Source organism: Candidatus Pelagibacter sp. uisw_098, assembly GCF_059512505.1.
The window spans coordinates 1080267-1094003 of record NZ_CM183454.1; the positions used below are offsets into that span (position 1 = coordinate 1080267).

Below are 13737 nucleotides of genomic sequence, written 5' to 3' on the forward strand. Positions count from 1 at the left end.
TTCCTAAGTTTTTTCTACCTCTGCATTAATAACTTCACTTGGTGGCGTTGTTTGGGTTATGTAATCTTCTTTTGCGCCAGGTACATTAAAGTCATAAGGCCATCTATGAACAACTGGTAATTTTTCTCCCCAATTACCATGAGTTGGTGGTACATCAGGGGTTAGCCATTCTAAAGAATTTGCCTGCCAAGGATTTTTGCCTGCTGGTTTTCCAATTTTTAAACTTGTTACAATATTGTAAATAAAAATTAACTGTGAAAAACCAACAATTAAAGCCGCAACGGTTATAAACTCATTCATTCCAACAGCTGAAGTGACATATGGACTATCATACATTTCATAATATCTTCGTGGCACTCCAATAAAACCTAGGTAATGCATTGGAAAATAAATTGAATACGCACCTAAGAATGTAACCCAAAAGTGCCACTTACCTAATTTTTCACTTAACATTCTTCCAGTAACCAAGGGAAACCAATGATAAACTGCACCCATAATTACCATAAGTGGGGCTATGCCCATGACCATATGAAAATGAGCTATTACAAAATAAGTATCAGATAGTGGAATATCTACCGCAACATTCCCCAAAAAAATTCCAGTAATTCCTCCATTTACAAAGGTCACAATAAAACCTAAGCAAAAAAGCATTACTGTGTTCATTCTAATGTTTGCTCTAAATAGTGTTATTATCCAGTTATAAACTTTCAATGCAGTTGGCACTGCAATAATAAGTGTGGTTGTTGCAAAGAAAAAACCGAACCAAGGGTTCATTCCACTAACATACATATGGTGAGCCCAAACAAAGAAACTTAAAGCTCCTATACCAACAATAGCCCAAACCATCATTCTATATCCAAAGATATTTTTTCTAGCATGAACAGATATTAAATCTGAAACTATTCCAAAAGCAGGAAGAGCCACAATATAAACTTCGGGGTGGCCAAAAAACCAAAACAAGTGTTGAAAAAGAACAGGGCTTCCTCCTCCATAACTTAGCACTTCTCCAGCTTGGAGAATGGCTGGCATAAAAAAACTAGTCCCAAGCATCTTATCTAGAGTCATCATAATACAACTAACCAATAATGCTGGAAAAGCTAACATAGCCAAAGCTGTTGCGGTAAAAATTCCCCATATCGTTAGAGGCATTCTCATTAATGTCATCCCTCTAGTACGAGCTTGTAAAATTGTAATTATGTAATTTAATCCACCCATAGTAAATCCAATTACAAATAACGATAAAGAAATAAGCATTAAGGTAATTCCCATATTGGAACCAGGAGTACCTGGCAAAATAGCTTGAGGTGGATAGAGCGTCCATCCTGCACCTGTTGGTCCACCAGGAACAAAAAAGCTAGCCATGAGAACACACACTGCGATAAAAAACATCCAGAAACTAACCATGTTTACATATGGGAAAACCATATCTCTCGCTCCAACCATTAAAGGAATTAAATAATTTCCAAAACCTCCTAAAAATAATGCTGTTAAAAAATAAACAACCATTATCATGCCATGCATAGTTACAAATTGATAATAATGTTCTGCTGTGATGAATGGAACTAGATCTGGATAACCCAATTGTAAACGCATCAACCAAGAAAGTATTAGACCGACTATTCCTGTAAACACGGCAGTAAGAAAATATTGAATACCAATAACTTTAGCATCCTGACAGAAAATCCATTTAGTAATAAAACTATGCCCATGATAAAGATCCTGTTCAGGAATTTCTGCAGGTCTTACATAATCAATGTCTTTTGATGGAGTACCAGAAGAGCCAGACATGGTTTCTGAAGACTGTGCTTCAAGAGGTGTATTCTGTTGGTTATATTCGTCTGACATAATTCTCCTTTACATTATTTAATCATCATTTTTAGCAAGTAGAGTTGTTTTTAATTTATCATTTTCTTGTTTAGCAATTAAATCTGAAAAAGTTTCCTGTTCTTTAATCCAGTTTTTATAATTGCCTTCACTTTCAACTATAACTTTTGCCCTCATAGCATAATGGCCCACTCCACAATATTCAGCACACAACACTTCGTATTCTCCTATTTTGTTTGGCTCAAACCAATAATAAGAAATGATTCCAGGTATAGCATCCATTTTTGCTCTAAATTGTGGAACATAATAATTGTGCAAAACATCTAGTGACCTTAATAAAATTTTTACTGGTCTATCTGTTTTTAGGTGAAGCACATCGTCTTGAATTAAAATATCATCTTTTCCATATGGGTCATCTAAGTTTATTCCAAAAGGATTGTCATCACTAATTTTTTCAACTTGAGCTGTGCCTAATATTCCATCTTCACCTGGTAATCTATATTGCCATCCCCATTGCCATGCATTCACTTCAACTTGCAGTGCATTTTTTGGAGTATTGATATAATTATTATAAACAATTAGACCCGGTGCTAGAAGAGCAATAACTCCAACGGTAGTTGCAATAGTTAATATTTTTTCTAATTTATGATCTTCTGGTTTGTACTCAACTTTTCTGCCTTCTTTATAGGAAAATTTTAGTATGCAATAAACCATGAACAAACAAACTAAAATAAATACACCACCACCAATCCAGAAAGTTAAATTAATTGTATCATCCATTGCCCCCCAGTTTGAGGCTATGTCTGTCCACCACCATGGAGTATATATATGGAACAGAACTGAACCAACAATTACCCCTAAAAATATAATTCCCGGGTGCATATTTGTCTCTCTCTCTTTGATAACAGTAATTGAAATCAATTTCTGAATCTATAGAAAAATATATTAATAAATGAGTAAATAAGGCTTTATAGTGAATTAAATTATGCTTGATAAATTTAGTCTCTTTGTAGTTGTGCTGGTTTTAGTTTTTTGCTTTTATCTTGTAATTTCTCTGGGAGCAGGAGTTTTTTCAAAAAAAGAAAAGAAACCAGAAATACAAAAATATTTAAAATCTGTTAATATTTTATTAATTTTTATAATTATTGTTGGGGCTATTTTAACTTTGTTTCTTTAGATTGCTTATCCAAGTAATGCTCTACACCAAGCAATGACAGTATCATTAAAAACATACATAATTAAAAAAAATACAAACCAAACAATTAATAAAAAAGTCCAATAAAGAGACAGTGCATCTATACTTTTTTGTGAATTTATAATTTGTTCTTTTTTGAGCTTGTTAACTTTAGAGAAAACCTTTCCCCAAAAAAATAATCCCCCCAAAAGGTGCAATCCATGGAGCGCAGTAAAAATATAAAATGATGAAAAATAGTTATTTGTAGAAACATAATTTCCATTTTCCATTAATTGAAACCAAAAAAAAATCTGCCCAAATAAAAAAGCGTAACTTAAAAAACCAACTATAAGCAAATTTTTTTTGATTTTTTCAAAATTATTTTTTTTTAAATCATTTGTGATTTTATTAAAAAAATAAGCAACGTATAATAAAACTAAAGTATTTAACCATAATAAATTAGGTTTCAATAGATACTCTGTATCTTGAGTCACTGGAATGCTATAAAGGTATCCTGTAACAACTAAAGTAAATAATACGGTGCTCACACCAAAGATAACTATAACAGCTGAAGTTTGTAGCGATATATCAAAAGTTTTACCTTTATGATGGTTGTCACTTTCCATCTGTTCTTTTTCCCAAGGCTTATCAGACAATGTTCCAAAAAGTTTTTTAATAAATTTAGACATAATTATAATATATAATATATTAATTCATAAAATATGAAATTAAAGACGTCAATAACTATACTGGGTGGCTGTTTGTTAATTTTTTTATTTATTATGCTGCCTATTGTATTATCGATACAAGAAAAGAAAGAAAATGTTGTTGCTTCATATGCCGGTTCTGCATTTACTTTAACAGATGTAAATAATGAGCCCGTAACAGAAAAATCTTTTCAAGGACCGTTAACTGCAATTTTTTTTGGTTTTACAAATTGTCCCGATATATGTCCAATGACATTATCTAATCTAGATCAGGTTATCAAAAAATTAGATGATAATAAGAAAAAAAATTTGAAAGTTTTTTTTGTAAGTATTGATCCTGAAAGAGACAATCCTGAAATAATTAAGGATTATTTGAATTCATTTAAAAGTAAGATTTATGGAATAACTGGAGATCCACAAAAAGTATTTTTGCTTTCAAAATCATGGGGTGTTTTAAGTGAAAAAATTTTTAATGAAGACGGTAGTTATTTAATCAATCATAGTTCTTCAATACTTTTATTAGATAAAGGAAAGTATATTGATCGAATTAGTCATCATGAAAATTTGGAAAATATTTTTAAAATAATTAAGAGTTATTTGTAAGCTTGTAAAAATTAATATGTATTTTTCCTCACATATAAATAAAATAAAAAAATTGACAGTGCTAAAGAAAACCAAGTAATAGCATACTTTTTGTGGCTATTTGAAATATTTACAGTAATAATTTTTGGTTTTGGTAATTTTAAATTATTATTTAAGTAAATTACAAATGGTGAAAATTTTTTATTTGTGTATTGAAAAATATCATCCCTATCTAAGGTAAACCAGTAATTATCGTTAATATCATTAACAGGCTTAAACCTGTTAGCCTTAGATTGTTTTCTTAACGTTCCTAAAATAGTTTTATGATCAAAAATATCAATTTCTTTAGTATTTTTTTTATCAAAAGGTATCCATCCTCTATTTAATAAAAAGTTTTTATTATTAATTATAATTGGATTAACAACATTAAATCCTGGTGCACCTTTTTCGTTTAAACTATATAAATAAATTTGTTTATCAAAATCTATAACCCCTGAAGTTTTGATTTTTAGATAGTCCTCAGGAACATTGGTCATTAAATCAACAGGTTCTTTCTTCAAAGAAACATCAATTTTATTTAATAATTCATTTTTCCAATCTAATCTTACTAGTTGCCAGCTACCTAATGCTATAAATATAGATATAAAAAAGAATACAAAAATTGAAAATAAAAGTTTATTTCTCAAGGTTAACTATTAACTTCCCCAAATATAGATTGAAGCAAATAGGAATAGCCATACTACATCAACAAAATGCCAGTACCACGCAGCAGCCTCAAAGCCGAAAAACTCATCTTTTTTATAATGACCATTCTTGCCTCTCCACCAACATACAGCTAAAAATATAGTTCCTACGACGACGTGGAACCCATGAAAACCTGTTGCCATATAAAACACAGCACCATATATATTTCCTGCAAAATCAAAACTTGCATGATGGTATTCATAAATCTGCAATAAAGAAAAGCTAAAACCTAAAACAACTGTCATTGCCAAACCTTGCACAAAACTTTCTCTATCACCTTCTTCTAAGGCATGATGTGCCCAGGTAACTGTAGTTCCTGATAATAGTAGAATTAATGTGTTGATAAGTGGAATATCCCATGGGTCAAAAGTTACTATGTCTTTTGGAGGCCACACACTTCCAATTAATTCTGAAGGAAATAAACTTGCATTAAAATAAGCCCAAAACCAAGCAACAAAAAACATCACTTCGGAAGCGATAAATAGAGTCATTCCATATCTAAGGTGAATTTTAACAACAGGTGTATGATGGTTATGATCAACCGACTCTACGATTATATCTCTAAACCACATGTATACTCCATAAAATAAAAGAGCAAAACCTAAATACATTCCCCAAGAAACTTCACTATGTAAATAATAGACAGTCCCTATTGCTAAAAATAAGCTGGAAAATGATACATAAATAGGCCAAGGGCTTGGATCTACTAAATGATAATCATGTTTTTTTTCTGCTGACATTTTTATAGTTCTGATTGGTTATAGTAATCTGATGAAAAGAAAGTATAGGACATAGTTACATCTTTAATATTTTTAGTATTTGGGTCGTTTACCATTTCTGGATCTAAATAAAAAGTCATTATATATGTTGCTTTTTCGCCTGCCTTCAACGCTTGCTTTTCAAAGCAAAAACAGCCTAATTTACTGTAATACTTACCAAAAGAAGAGGGAGATACATTAAAAGCAGCCACACCATAGGTTGTTTCATCGCCATAATTCTCTACTTCAAATTCAATTCGATTCACCTGACCTATGTTCACATCCATAACATTTTTTTTTACTTTAAAATTCCAAGGCAGTTTGTTTACATTTGTATCAAAACGAACACTTACTGTTTGATCCAAAACTATATCTGGTGCTTCTTTTGATATTTGCGTGGTTCCACCAAATCCAGTCGCTCTACAGAAAATATCATATAAAGGTACCGCAGCAAATGAAAGGCCCAACATAATAAAAAAGATTCCAGCTAAAATTATAGGAGTAAGTGTTTTTTTTTGGATCATAATTGTCTATCAAAAACTCCCACATTATAGAGAGTAAAAAAAAATAGAAATATCATGAAGACTATTATTCCTAATGCAGTAAAGATATTTTTTTTTTTAGTTTTTTTATTTGGTATCATCATAATAATATCTTATCTGTTAAAAATACTTTTCTTAAAGTTTAATGAGTATTAGATTTTTCAGTATCTTGATCATCCACAAACTTCGGTAACTCATCAAAAGTATGGAAATTTGGTGGCGATGGTATAGTCCATTCTAAAGTGGTAGCACCTTCTCCCCAAGGATTTTGGGCTCAGACTTTTTCCTAGAAAAAGAATAAATTAAGTTAACAAAAAATACTAATAAACCACCAACTGCTATGTATGAACCAACTGATGATACGTAGTTCCATCCAGCAAATGCATCTGGATAATCGGCATACCTTCTTGGCATACCAGCTAAACCTAAAAAGTGTTGAGGGAAAAATACTAAGTTAACACCAATGAATGTTAACCAAAAATGTATTTGTCCTAAAGTTTCAGAATATTCATAGCCAGACATTTTACCAAACCAATAATAAAATCCTGCAAAAATTGCAAACACCGCTCCTAAAGATAAAACATAATGAAAATGAGCAACTACATAATAAGTATCGTGCATTGCAGTATCAACCCCAGCATTTGCAAGTACAACACCTGTTACACCACCTACTGTAAATAAAAATATAAAACCTAATGCCCACATCATTGGTGTTTTAAAAGAAATTGATCCACCCCACATTGTTGCAATCCATGAAAATATTTTAATTCCTGTTGGAACTGCAATGATCATTGTTGCAGCTATAAAATATGCTTTAGTATCAGTGCTTAAACCAACTGTGTACATATGGTGTGCCCAAACAACAAAGCCAACAACCCCAATTGAAACCATGGCATAAGCCATTCCTAAATATCCAAATACAGGTTTTTTAGAAAAAGTTGAAACAATATGACTTATCATTCCAAAGCCAGGTAAAATTAAAATATAAACCTCTGGGTGACCAAAGAACCAAAATAAATGTTGGTATAAAACTGGGTCTCCTCCAGTTTGAGCATCAAAAAATGCAGTACCAAAATTTCTATCTGTTAAAAGCATTGTAATTGCACCAGCTAAAACGGGTAATGATAACAGCAATAGAAATGCTGTAACTAAAATTGACCAAGCAAATAAAGGCATTTTATGCAAGGTCATACCTGGTGTTCTCATATTCAAAATTGTTGTAATAAAGTTAACTGCTCCTAAAATTGAAGAAGCTCCTGCTAAGTGTAAACTTAAAATAGCAAAATCCATTGCAGGACCAGGTTGTCCAGCTTTAGAGGATAGAGGTGGATATAAAGTCCAACCTCCTCCTACTCCTTGTTGACCTGGAGGGCCATCTACAAATATCGAAAGTAATAGTAAAATAAATGAAGCTGGTAATAACCAAAATGAAATATTATTCATTCTAGGAAAGGCCATATCAGGTGCACCAATCATAATTGGCACAAACCAATTACCAAAACCACCAATCATTGCTGGCATTACCATGAAGAAAATCATTATTAATCCATGACCAGTAACCAACACATTGTACAAATGATAGTTACCCCCCAAAATTCCATCACCAGGGTGCATTAATTCAATTCTCATTAATACTGAAAAAGCTGTACCAATAATTCCTGCAAAAATTGCAAAAATTAAATACATTGTACCAATATCTTTGTGGTTAGTTGAGTAAGCCCAACGTCTCCAACCTGTTGGCGTGTGATGATCGTCGTGTGATGCTGTTTGTGTGTACATTTTTATTTACTCGCCAGTTTTTTATATTCATTATCTGTAATTGGCTCATTAGCAAATTTCATTTTAGCTTCCGCTAACCATTTTGCATATTCTTCATCTGTTACAACTCTTACTGTGATCGGCATAAAAGCATGTTGTATTCCACATAACTCAGAGCATTGACCATAATATGTTCCTACTTTTTCAGCTTTAAACCAAGTTTCATTTATTCTTCCTGGAACCGCATCTCTTTTAACTCCAAAAGATGGTAATGCCCAAGCGTGTAAGACATCGTTTGCAGTAATTAAAACCTTAACCACCTTATTAACTGGCACAACAACTTCGTTATCAACGGTTAGTAATCTTGGTTGGTTTTCTTTTAACTCATCTTCTTTGATCATGTATGATTCAAAAATAATATTTTCGTCGGGATATTCATATCCCCAGTACCACTGATATCCAACAGCTTTGATTGTTACATCAACTTTTGGGATCGTATCTTGCTTGTATAAAAGTTTAAATGATGGGATCGCCATTACGATTAAAATTAAACACGGAATTAATGTCCACAAAACTTCTACTGCAACATTATGAGTAGTTTTTGATGGAACTGGATTTTTTGATTCTCTAAATCTTATACAAGTATAAATCATAAGAAATAAAACAAAGACAGTGATAGCAATAATTATTGGAAGTAGAATATTATTATGAAAACTAACGATATCTCTCATTCCATCAGAGGCTGGGTTTTGAAATCCTAGTTGCCATTCTTTAGGTTGATCGGCTAATGCACCTGTTGAGTAGATAGTTGCTAAAATTGTAAGTAAAAATTTGTTCATTTACAACAGTATATAAAGTGCTTTCATAAAATTTACACTTTAGATTTTGCGACAAAATCACACTTTAGCTTTTTAAAAACATCAATTAATTAGATAACTGACAATAGATAGGGCTGAAATTACTGCGGTCTCTGATCTTAATATATTTTCGTTTATTTTGATTGGTTGAACCCCATTAAAGGCAAGAATCTGCTCTCTTTCATCTTCAGAAAAATCCCCTTCAGGACCAATTATAACACATGATGGATTACTAGTTAATTTTTCTAAATCTATTTTTTTATTTTGAGAGTTTAGATCGGTAAATATTAGATCCATTTTTTCATTACTTAAAAAATTTTTTAAAGGTTGTGGTTCTTCAATAGATGGTACATTTATTCGGTTAGATTGTTCAGCAGCCTCTATGATTACTTTTTCTAATCTTTCTTTATTAATTTTTCTAACTATCGTTCTATCAAATATAATGGGTATAAATTTTGTAACCCCAAGCTCTGTTGCTTTTTGAATCATAAAATTAAAGTAGTTTGATTTGATGGGTGAAAAAGCTAACCACAATTCTTTTATATTTTCTTTTTGTCTTAATTGTTTAGTAATATTAAATTCAACTATACTTTTGGATAAAGTTAAAATTTTTGCTTCCCACTCTCCACTGCTATTAAATAAAGAGAAAATTTCACCAATCTTTATTCTCATTACCTTAGTAACATAGTGAGATTGTGGTTTATCAAGTTTAGCAGTTAAATTAAGTGATAAACTTTCTTTAAAAAATAATCTAATATTACTCATTAATTTTAATTTAATTTATGAAAAATATTAAAGCAATAATTTTTGATGCATATGGCACTTTATTTGATGTCAATTCAGCAGCAGAAAAATGTAAAGATAAAATTGGTGATAAGTGGGAAGGTTTTGCAAATTATTGGCGAACTACTCAACTAGAATACACTTGGCTTAGAAGTTTAATGAATAGACATAAAGACTTCTGGCAAGTGACAGAAGATAGTTTAGATAAATCAATGAAGGCATTTGAGATAGATGCTTCAATGAAAAATGAATTATTAAACCTTTACAAAGTACTCTCACCCTTTCCAGAAGTACCTGATGTTTTAAAAAAACTAAAACAAAAAAATTATAAATTAGGTATTCTTTCTAATGGAACACCTTCTCTTCTTAATGAATTAGTTAAGAGTAATAATCTAGATAATATATTTGATGATATATTTTCAATCGAAGAAGTTGGAATTTATAAACCAGACTCAAAAGTTTATGACATGCCAATTAATAAATATAAAATACAAAAAGAAAAGGTTGCATTTTTAAGTGCTAATACTTGGGATGTGTCTGGGGGTGGAAATTACGGTTACAGTTCTATTTGGGTAAACAGAAATAATAATATTTTTGATAATCTTGATTATAAACCTAAAGATCAAGTAAAAAATTTAAAACAGTTACTTAATATTATCTAATTCTATTTTCTTCAAAATTCTTATTTAATTTTACTGAAATAGTTCGAGTGTTTCTTTTATTCCATTCTGAGAAAGACCTTAAAATAGGCATGACCGAAAAGCCAAATTCAGTTAGTGAATACTCAACTTTTGGTGGCATTATTTGAATTACTTTTCTATTAATTATTCCATCTCCTTCTAATTCTTTTAGCTGCTTGGATAACATTTGTTGTGTGATGGTTTTCAATCCTTTTTTAAGCTCACCAAATCTAATTTTTTTACTTTGTAGTAAACTAAACAAAATTCTAATTTTCCATTTACCTCCAAGAAAGTAAACTGCTCTTTCTGCTGGACAATCTATTAAATTTTTCATGGTATGTTCTTATATACTAGTATGATTATATTGCCTTATTGCATTATTCATAGCAAAGTATTAAATACAGGTCAATCAAATTGAAAGGGTACAAATGACTAAAGGACAAAATGCAGGTGACGGACCAATTGCAGTTGAAGTTGAAAAAGATAAATCTTATTATTGGTGCACTTGTGGAAAAAGTACAAAACAACCATTTTGTGATGGTTCTCACAAGGGTTCAGAATTTACTCCATTAGCTTATAAAGCAGAAGAAACAAAAAAAGTGTTTTTTTGTGCTTGTAAGCAAACTAATAACCAGCCTCTTTGCGATGGCTCACATAACAAATAAAGTATGAATAAATTAGATGATCAAATTAATAAATTTTTTTCTAACGTACAATTCTTATCACCTTGGTTAATAAGATTTGGATTGGGTATTGCATTTAGTTTGCATGGATTAAGTAAATTTCCATTGCCTCCTGAAGCTTTAATTAAATATTTTGGTTTTTCACCTTTTCTTGCGTCTTTAGTTGCTCTCGCTGAATTAGGAGCTGGATTATTTTTAATTATTGGTGGATTTATAAAGGGCCCTATTGGTAATTTATTAACAAGAGTAAGCGCTTTAGCTATTACTGTTATTATGATAAATGCATTTGCATTAGCTCATAGAGATTGGTTCATTACAACTAAACTATTTACTAGTGAGCAAATATTTCTTTTTATAATCGCTTTATATTTTTTAATTAGAGGAAACAAATAATTGAAACAGATAGAAATAGAAAAAATAATAAAACCAATTGCAGCATCAGATGGTGCTGGAGTTAAATTAAAAAGAAGTATTGGTACTCATCTTATTGATTACCATGATCCTTTTTTAATGCTGGATGAGTTTGGTTCTGAAAATAAAGATGATTATATCGGAGGCTTCCCTCCTCACCCCCACAGAGGAATTGAAACTGTAACTTATATGCTTGCTGGTGATTTTGAACATAAAGACAGTACAGGTGGTAAGGGTATAATGAGTGCCGGAGATGTTCAGTGGATGAAAACTGGTAGTGGAATAATCCATTCAGAAATGCCCGCAATGAAAGAAGGTAAACTTCATGGTTTTCAATTATGGGTGAACATGCCTGCCAAATTGAAAATGACTAAACCTGAGTATATCTATATTGATGCTGGTAAAATGAGCGCTCATAAAGATGAGGATAAAACTGTCAAAGTCATTGCTGGAAAGTTTCAAGATGCAGAAGGACCCGTTAAAGGTCACAATCTTGAGCCTGTTTATTTTGATGTAGAGCTACAAAAAGAAAAAGAATTTAATTTTGATCTCCCCTCAACTCACAATTCATTAATATATTTAGTTGAAGGTGAAATTAAAGTTGGTCATCAAGATCATGATGCTGTTAAAGATTCTACTTTAATTATTCTAACTAGAGGTGACAAACTGAAAGTCTCTAGCTTAACAAAAGCAAAGTTTTTATTAATATCTGGTAAACCTATAGGTGAACCTATTGCAAGGGGTGGTCCTTTTGTGATGAATACTAAAGCAGAGATCTTGCAAGCAGTGCAAGATTATCATAATGATACATTTGTAAAATAATGAAAACTATTAAAATAGACAAATTTGGTGGCCCTGAGGTTTTAGAAGTTAAAGATATTGAAATTGGTAAACCAGGTCCAAAAGAAGTTCTTATAAAAAACCTATCAATTGGTCTTAATTATATTGATGTTTATCATAGAACAGGGCTGTACCCTATTCCTCTTCCAAGTGGGATTGGTTTAGAGGCATGTGGAATGATAGAAGAGGTTGGTTCTGAAGTTGATTTATTTAAAATTGGAGAAAGAGTGGCTCACTCTTCAATGCCAATTGGAAGTTATTCAGAAAAACAATTATTTCCTCAAGAAAAACTAGTTTTAGTTCCAGAAGGAATTTCAGATGAAATTGCATCTTGTATTATGCTTAAAGGAATTACTGCTGAATATTTATTACACAGAGCCTACCCAATTAAAAAAGGTGATAAAGTTTTATACCATGCGGCAGCTGGTGGTGTTGGTCAAATTTTATGTCAGTGGGCTAACGCATTAGGAGCTGAAGTTATTGGAACCGTTGGCTCTAAAGAAAAAGAAGCTATTGCTAAAAAAAATGGATGTCACCATGTAATAAATTATACTGATACAAACTTTGTTGAAGAAGTAGAAAAAATTACAGGAAAAAATGGAGTTGATGTTGTCTATGATGGTGTTGGCATTAAAACTTTTGATGGATCAATTGAAACATTAAAAGTTAGAGGCATGATGGTCGCTTTTGGTAATGCGTCAGGTTACGTTGATACTATAGATGTTAAAAAACACATTAATGCAAAAGGTTTATTTTTTACTCGTCCTTCAATTGCACATTACACAATGACAAGAAAAGAATTAGTTGAATCAGCTGAAAAAGTTTTTGATGCAATTTTATCTGGAAAATTTAAAGTTGAAATTTCAAAAAAGTATTCTCTTAGTAATGCAAAGAAAGCACATGAGGAATTAGAAGCAAGATTGTTAACTGGGCCTGCTGTAATTATTCCTAATTAATCTAAATCAACATCCATGTCAGACATATGCCACTTAAGTGCATTTGTTGATACTTGAATTTCTCTTAAAAAAACAACAATTGAAATCATCATTGACAAGCAGCAAGAACCAAAAATTATCCTTGCTATAAAAATTTCATTCAAATAAAGAGCAAAAACAGTTAGCAGATTAAACAAAAGACCAAATGCAGCAAACATAATTGTCCATTTTAATAAAACTATTCTTCCATTTAAATTGATAAATTGCTTCTTCCACTCAGGTGGAATGTGGTTTTCATACACATGTTCATCATGAAGCTGCCTAATAAGCTTACTTAGTGAATGAAATCTATTACTATAGATGTTCATAAGTAAGGGTATTGCTGGAAACATTAGAGCTGTGACTGTGTAATCTATATTCATACGAATCAATTTGATTATGAAACTAGCCTTTGTTATT

General features: G+C 31.3%; 17 protein-coding genes and 1 pseudogene. 7 read left to right on the top strand and 11 right to left on the bottom strand.

What is annotated here, in order from left to right; genetic code table 11:
• Window positions 1-3: 3 nt before the first annotated feature.
• A complete protein-coding gene (locus AC5YF9_RS05850) occupies window positions 4-1788 on the bottom strand; it encodes a cytochrome c oxidase subunit I (RefSeq protein WP_415304924.1) in 1785 nt (594 codons plus the stop codon).
• 75 nt (window positions 1789-1863) lie between these two features.
• Window positions 1864-2745: a cytochrome c oxidase subunit II gene (locus AC5YF9_RS05855; protein WP_415303746.1), complete on the bottom strand. Its 882-nt coding sequence runs from the start codon at window positions 2743-2745 to the stop codon at window positions 1864-1866.
• A 64-nt stretch (window positions 2746-2809) separates the two neighbouring features.
• Here AC5YF9_RS05855 and AC5YF9_RS05860 point away from each other — a divergent pair, with 64 nt between their 5' ends.
• Window positions 2810-3001, top strand: coding sequence for a hypothetical protein (locus tag AC5YF9_RS05860; RefSeq protein WP_415303747.1), 192 nt, complete (start codon window positions 2810-2812; stop codon window positions 2999-3001).
• Between the two features lie 5 nt (window positions 3002-3006).
• Here the strand turns inward: AC5YF9_RS05860 and AC5YF9_RS05865 are convergent, their stop codons facing one another.
• The gene (locus AC5YF9_RS05865; protein ID WP_415303748.1) at window positions 3007-3687 is read right to left on the bottom strand and encodes a cytochrome c oxidase subunit 3; all 681 of its coding nucleotides are present in this window, start codon (window positions 3685-3687) and stop codon (window positions 3007-3009) included.
• Between the two features lie 93 nt (window positions 3688-3780).
• Here AC5YF9_RS05865 and AC5YF9_RS05870 point away from each other — a divergent pair, with 93 nt between their 5' ends.
• Window positions 3781-4308 (top strand): SCO family protein, encoded by a 528-nt coding sequence (locus AC5YF9_RS05870; protein WP_415303749.1) that lies wholly within the window; start codon window positions 3781-3783, stop codon window positions 4306-4308.
• Window positions 4309-4319: 11 nt separating this feature from the next.
• On the opposite strand, the gene AC5YF9_RS05875 is transcribed toward AC5YF9_RS05870, so the two are convergent.
• The 6 genes and pseudogenes from AC5YF9_RS05875 to AC5YF9_RS05900 form a co-directional block, all read right to left on the bottom strand.
• Entirely contained in the window at window positions 4320-4973 is a 654-nt protein-coding gene (locus tag AC5YF9_RS05875; protein ID WP_415303750.1) for an SURF1 family protein, read from the bottom strand.
• Between the two features lie 9 nt (window positions 4974-4982).
• Entirely contained in the window at window positions 4983-5771 is a 789-nt protein-coding gene (locus AC5YF9_RS05880) for a cytochrome c oxidase subunit 3 (protein WP_415303751.1), read from the bottom strand.
• A 2-nt stretch (window positions 5772-5773) separates the two neighbouring features.
• Window positions 5774-6310 carry a cytochrome c oxidase assembly protein gene (locus AC5YF9_RS05885; RefSeq protein ID WP_415304926.1) on the bottom strand — a complete coding sequence of 179 codons (537 nt, stop codon included), beginning with the start codon at window positions 6308-6310 and terminating at the stop codon, window positions 5774-5776.
• 163 nt (window positions 6311-6473) lie between these two features.
• Window positions 6474-8110, bottom strand: a pseudogene (gene ctaD / locus AC5YF9_RS05890) (cytochrome c oxidase subunit I).
• Between the two features lie 2 nt (window positions 8111-8112).
• A complete protein-coding gene (gene coxB, locus AC5YF9_RS05895) occupies window positions 8113-8928 on the bottom strand; it encodes a cytochrome c oxidase subunit II (protein WP_415303752.1) in 816 nt (271 codons plus the stop codon).
• A gap of 81 nt (window positions 8929-9009) precedes the next feature.
• Entirely contained in the window at window positions 9010-9711 is a 702-nt protein-coding gene (locus tag AC5YF9_RS05900) for an RsmE family RNA methyltransferase (RefSeq protein WP_415303753.1), read from the bottom strand.
• A gap of 17 nt (window positions 9712-9728) precedes the next feature.
• Here AC5YF9_RS05900 and AC5YF9_RS05905 point away from each other — a divergent pair, with 17 nt between their 5' ends.
• Complete coding sequence (locus AC5YF9_RS05905; RefSeq protein ID WP_415303754.1) at window positions 9729-10391, top strand: haloacid dehalogenase type II; 663 nt, start codon at window positions 9729-9731, stop codon at window positions 10389-10391.
• On the opposite strand, the gene AC5YF9_RS05910 is transcribed toward AC5YF9_RS05905, so the two are convergent.
• Window positions 10384-10743 carry a winged helix-turn-helix transcriptional regulator gene (locus AC5YF9_RS05910; protein WP_415303755.1) on the bottom strand — a complete coding sequence of 120 codons (360 nt, stop codon included), beginning with the start codon at window positions 10741-10743 and terminating at the stop codon, window positions 10384-10386. The two genes, AC5YF9_RS05905 and AC5YF9_RS05910, sit on opposite strands and share 8 nt — an antisense overlap.
• Before the next feature lie 94 nt (window positions 10744-10837).
• On the opposite strand from AC5YF9_RS05910, the gene AC5YF9_RS05915 reads away from it, so the two are divergent.
• From AC5YF9_RS05915 to AC5YF9_RS05930, 4 genes are read left to right on the top strand one after another with little or no spacing between them, the layout of a single operon-like run.
• Window positions 10838-11074, top strand: coding sequence for a CDGSH iron-sulfur domain-containing protein (locus AC5YF9_RS05915; protein ID WP_415303756.1), 237 nt, complete (start codon window positions 10838-10840; stop codon window positions 11072-11074).
• A gap of 3 nt (window positions 11075-11077) precedes the next feature.
• Window positions 11078-11485, top strand: coding sequence for a DoxX family protein (locus AC5YF9_RS05920; protein ID WP_415303757.1), 408 nt, complete (start codon window positions 11078-11080; stop codon window positions 11483-11485).
• Window positions 11486-12325 (top strand): pirin family protein, encoded by an 840-nt coding sequence (locus tag AC5YF9_RS05925; RefSeq protein WP_415303758.1) that lies wholly within the window; start codon window positions 11486-11488, stop codon window positions 12323-12325.
• On the top strand, window positions 12325-13299 hold the full coding sequence (locus tag AC5YF9_RS05930) for a quinone oxidoreductase family protein (protein WP_415303759.1): 975 nt from the start codon (window positions 12325-12327) through the stop codon (window positions 13297-13299). Before AC5YF9_RS05925 ends, AC5YF9_RS05930 begins: the two co-directional genes overlap by 1 nt.
• Here AC5YF9_RS05930 and AC5YF9_RS05935 read toward each other — a convergent pair.
• On the bottom strand, window positions 13296-13700 hold the full coding sequence (locus AC5YF9_RS05935) for a DUF2721 domain-containing protein (protein WP_415303760.1): 405 nt from the start codon (window positions 13698-13700) through the stop codon (window positions 13296-13298). The two genes, AC5YF9_RS05930 and AC5YF9_RS05935, sit on opposite strands and share 4 nt — an antisense overlap.
• Window positions 13701-13737: the final 37 nt, after the last annotated feature.

Bases quoted from the DNA above. Each gene is read 5' to 3' on its own strand.
- AC5YF9_RS05850 (WP_415304924.1), bottom strand. From the start codon at position 1,788: ATGTCTGGCTCTTCTGGTACTCCATCAAAAGACATTGATTATGTAAGA.
- AC5YF9_RS05860 (WP_415303747.1), top strand. From the start codon at position 2,810: ATGCTTGATAAATTTAGTCTCTTTGTAGTTGTGCTGGTTTTAGTTTTT.
- AC5YF9_RS05865 (WP_415303748.1), bottom strand. From the start codon at position 3,687: ATGTCTAAATTTATTAAAAAACTTTTTGGAACATTGTCTGATAAGCCT.
- AC5YF9_RS05870 (WP_415303749.1), top strand. From the start codon at position 3,781: ATGCTGCCTATTGTATTATCGATACAAGAAAAGAAAGAAAATGTTGTT.
- AC5YF9_RS05880 (WP_415303751.1), bottom strand. From the start codon at position 5,771: ATGTCAGCAGAAAAAAAACATGATTATCATTTAGTAGATCCAAGCCCT.
- coxB (WP_415303752.1), bottom strand. From the start codon at position 8,928: ATGAACAAATTTTTACTTACAATTTTAGCAACTATCTACTCAACAGGT.
- AC5YF9_RS05900 (WP_415303753.1), bottom strand. From the start codon at position 9,711: ATGAGTAATATTAGATTATTTTTTAAAGAAAGTTTATCACTTAATTTA.
- AC5YF9_RS05905 (WP_415303754.1), top strand. From the start codon at position 9,729: ATGAAAAATATTAAAGCAATAATTTTTGATGCATATGGCACTTTATTT.
- AC5YF9_RS05910 (WP_415303755.1), bottom strand. From the start codon at position 10,743: ATGAAAAATTTAATAGATTGTCCAGCAGAAAGAGCAGTTTACTTTCTT.
- AC5YF9_RS05915 (WP_415303756.1), top strand. From the start codon at position 10,838: ATGACTAAAGGACAAAATGCAGGTGACGGACCAATTGCAGTTGAAGTT.
- AC5YF9_RS05920 (WP_415303757.1), top strand. From the start codon at position 11,078: ATGAATAAATTAGATGATCAAATTAATAAATTTTTTTCTAACGTACAA.
- AC5YF9_RS05930 (WP_415303759.1), top strand. From the start codon at position 12,325: ATGAAAACTATTAAAATAGACAAATTTGGTGGCCCTGAGGTTTTAGAA.
- AC5YF9_RS05935 (WP_415303760.1), bottom strand. From the start codon at position 13,700: ATGAATATAGATTACACAGTCACAGCTCTAATGTTTCCAGCAATACCC.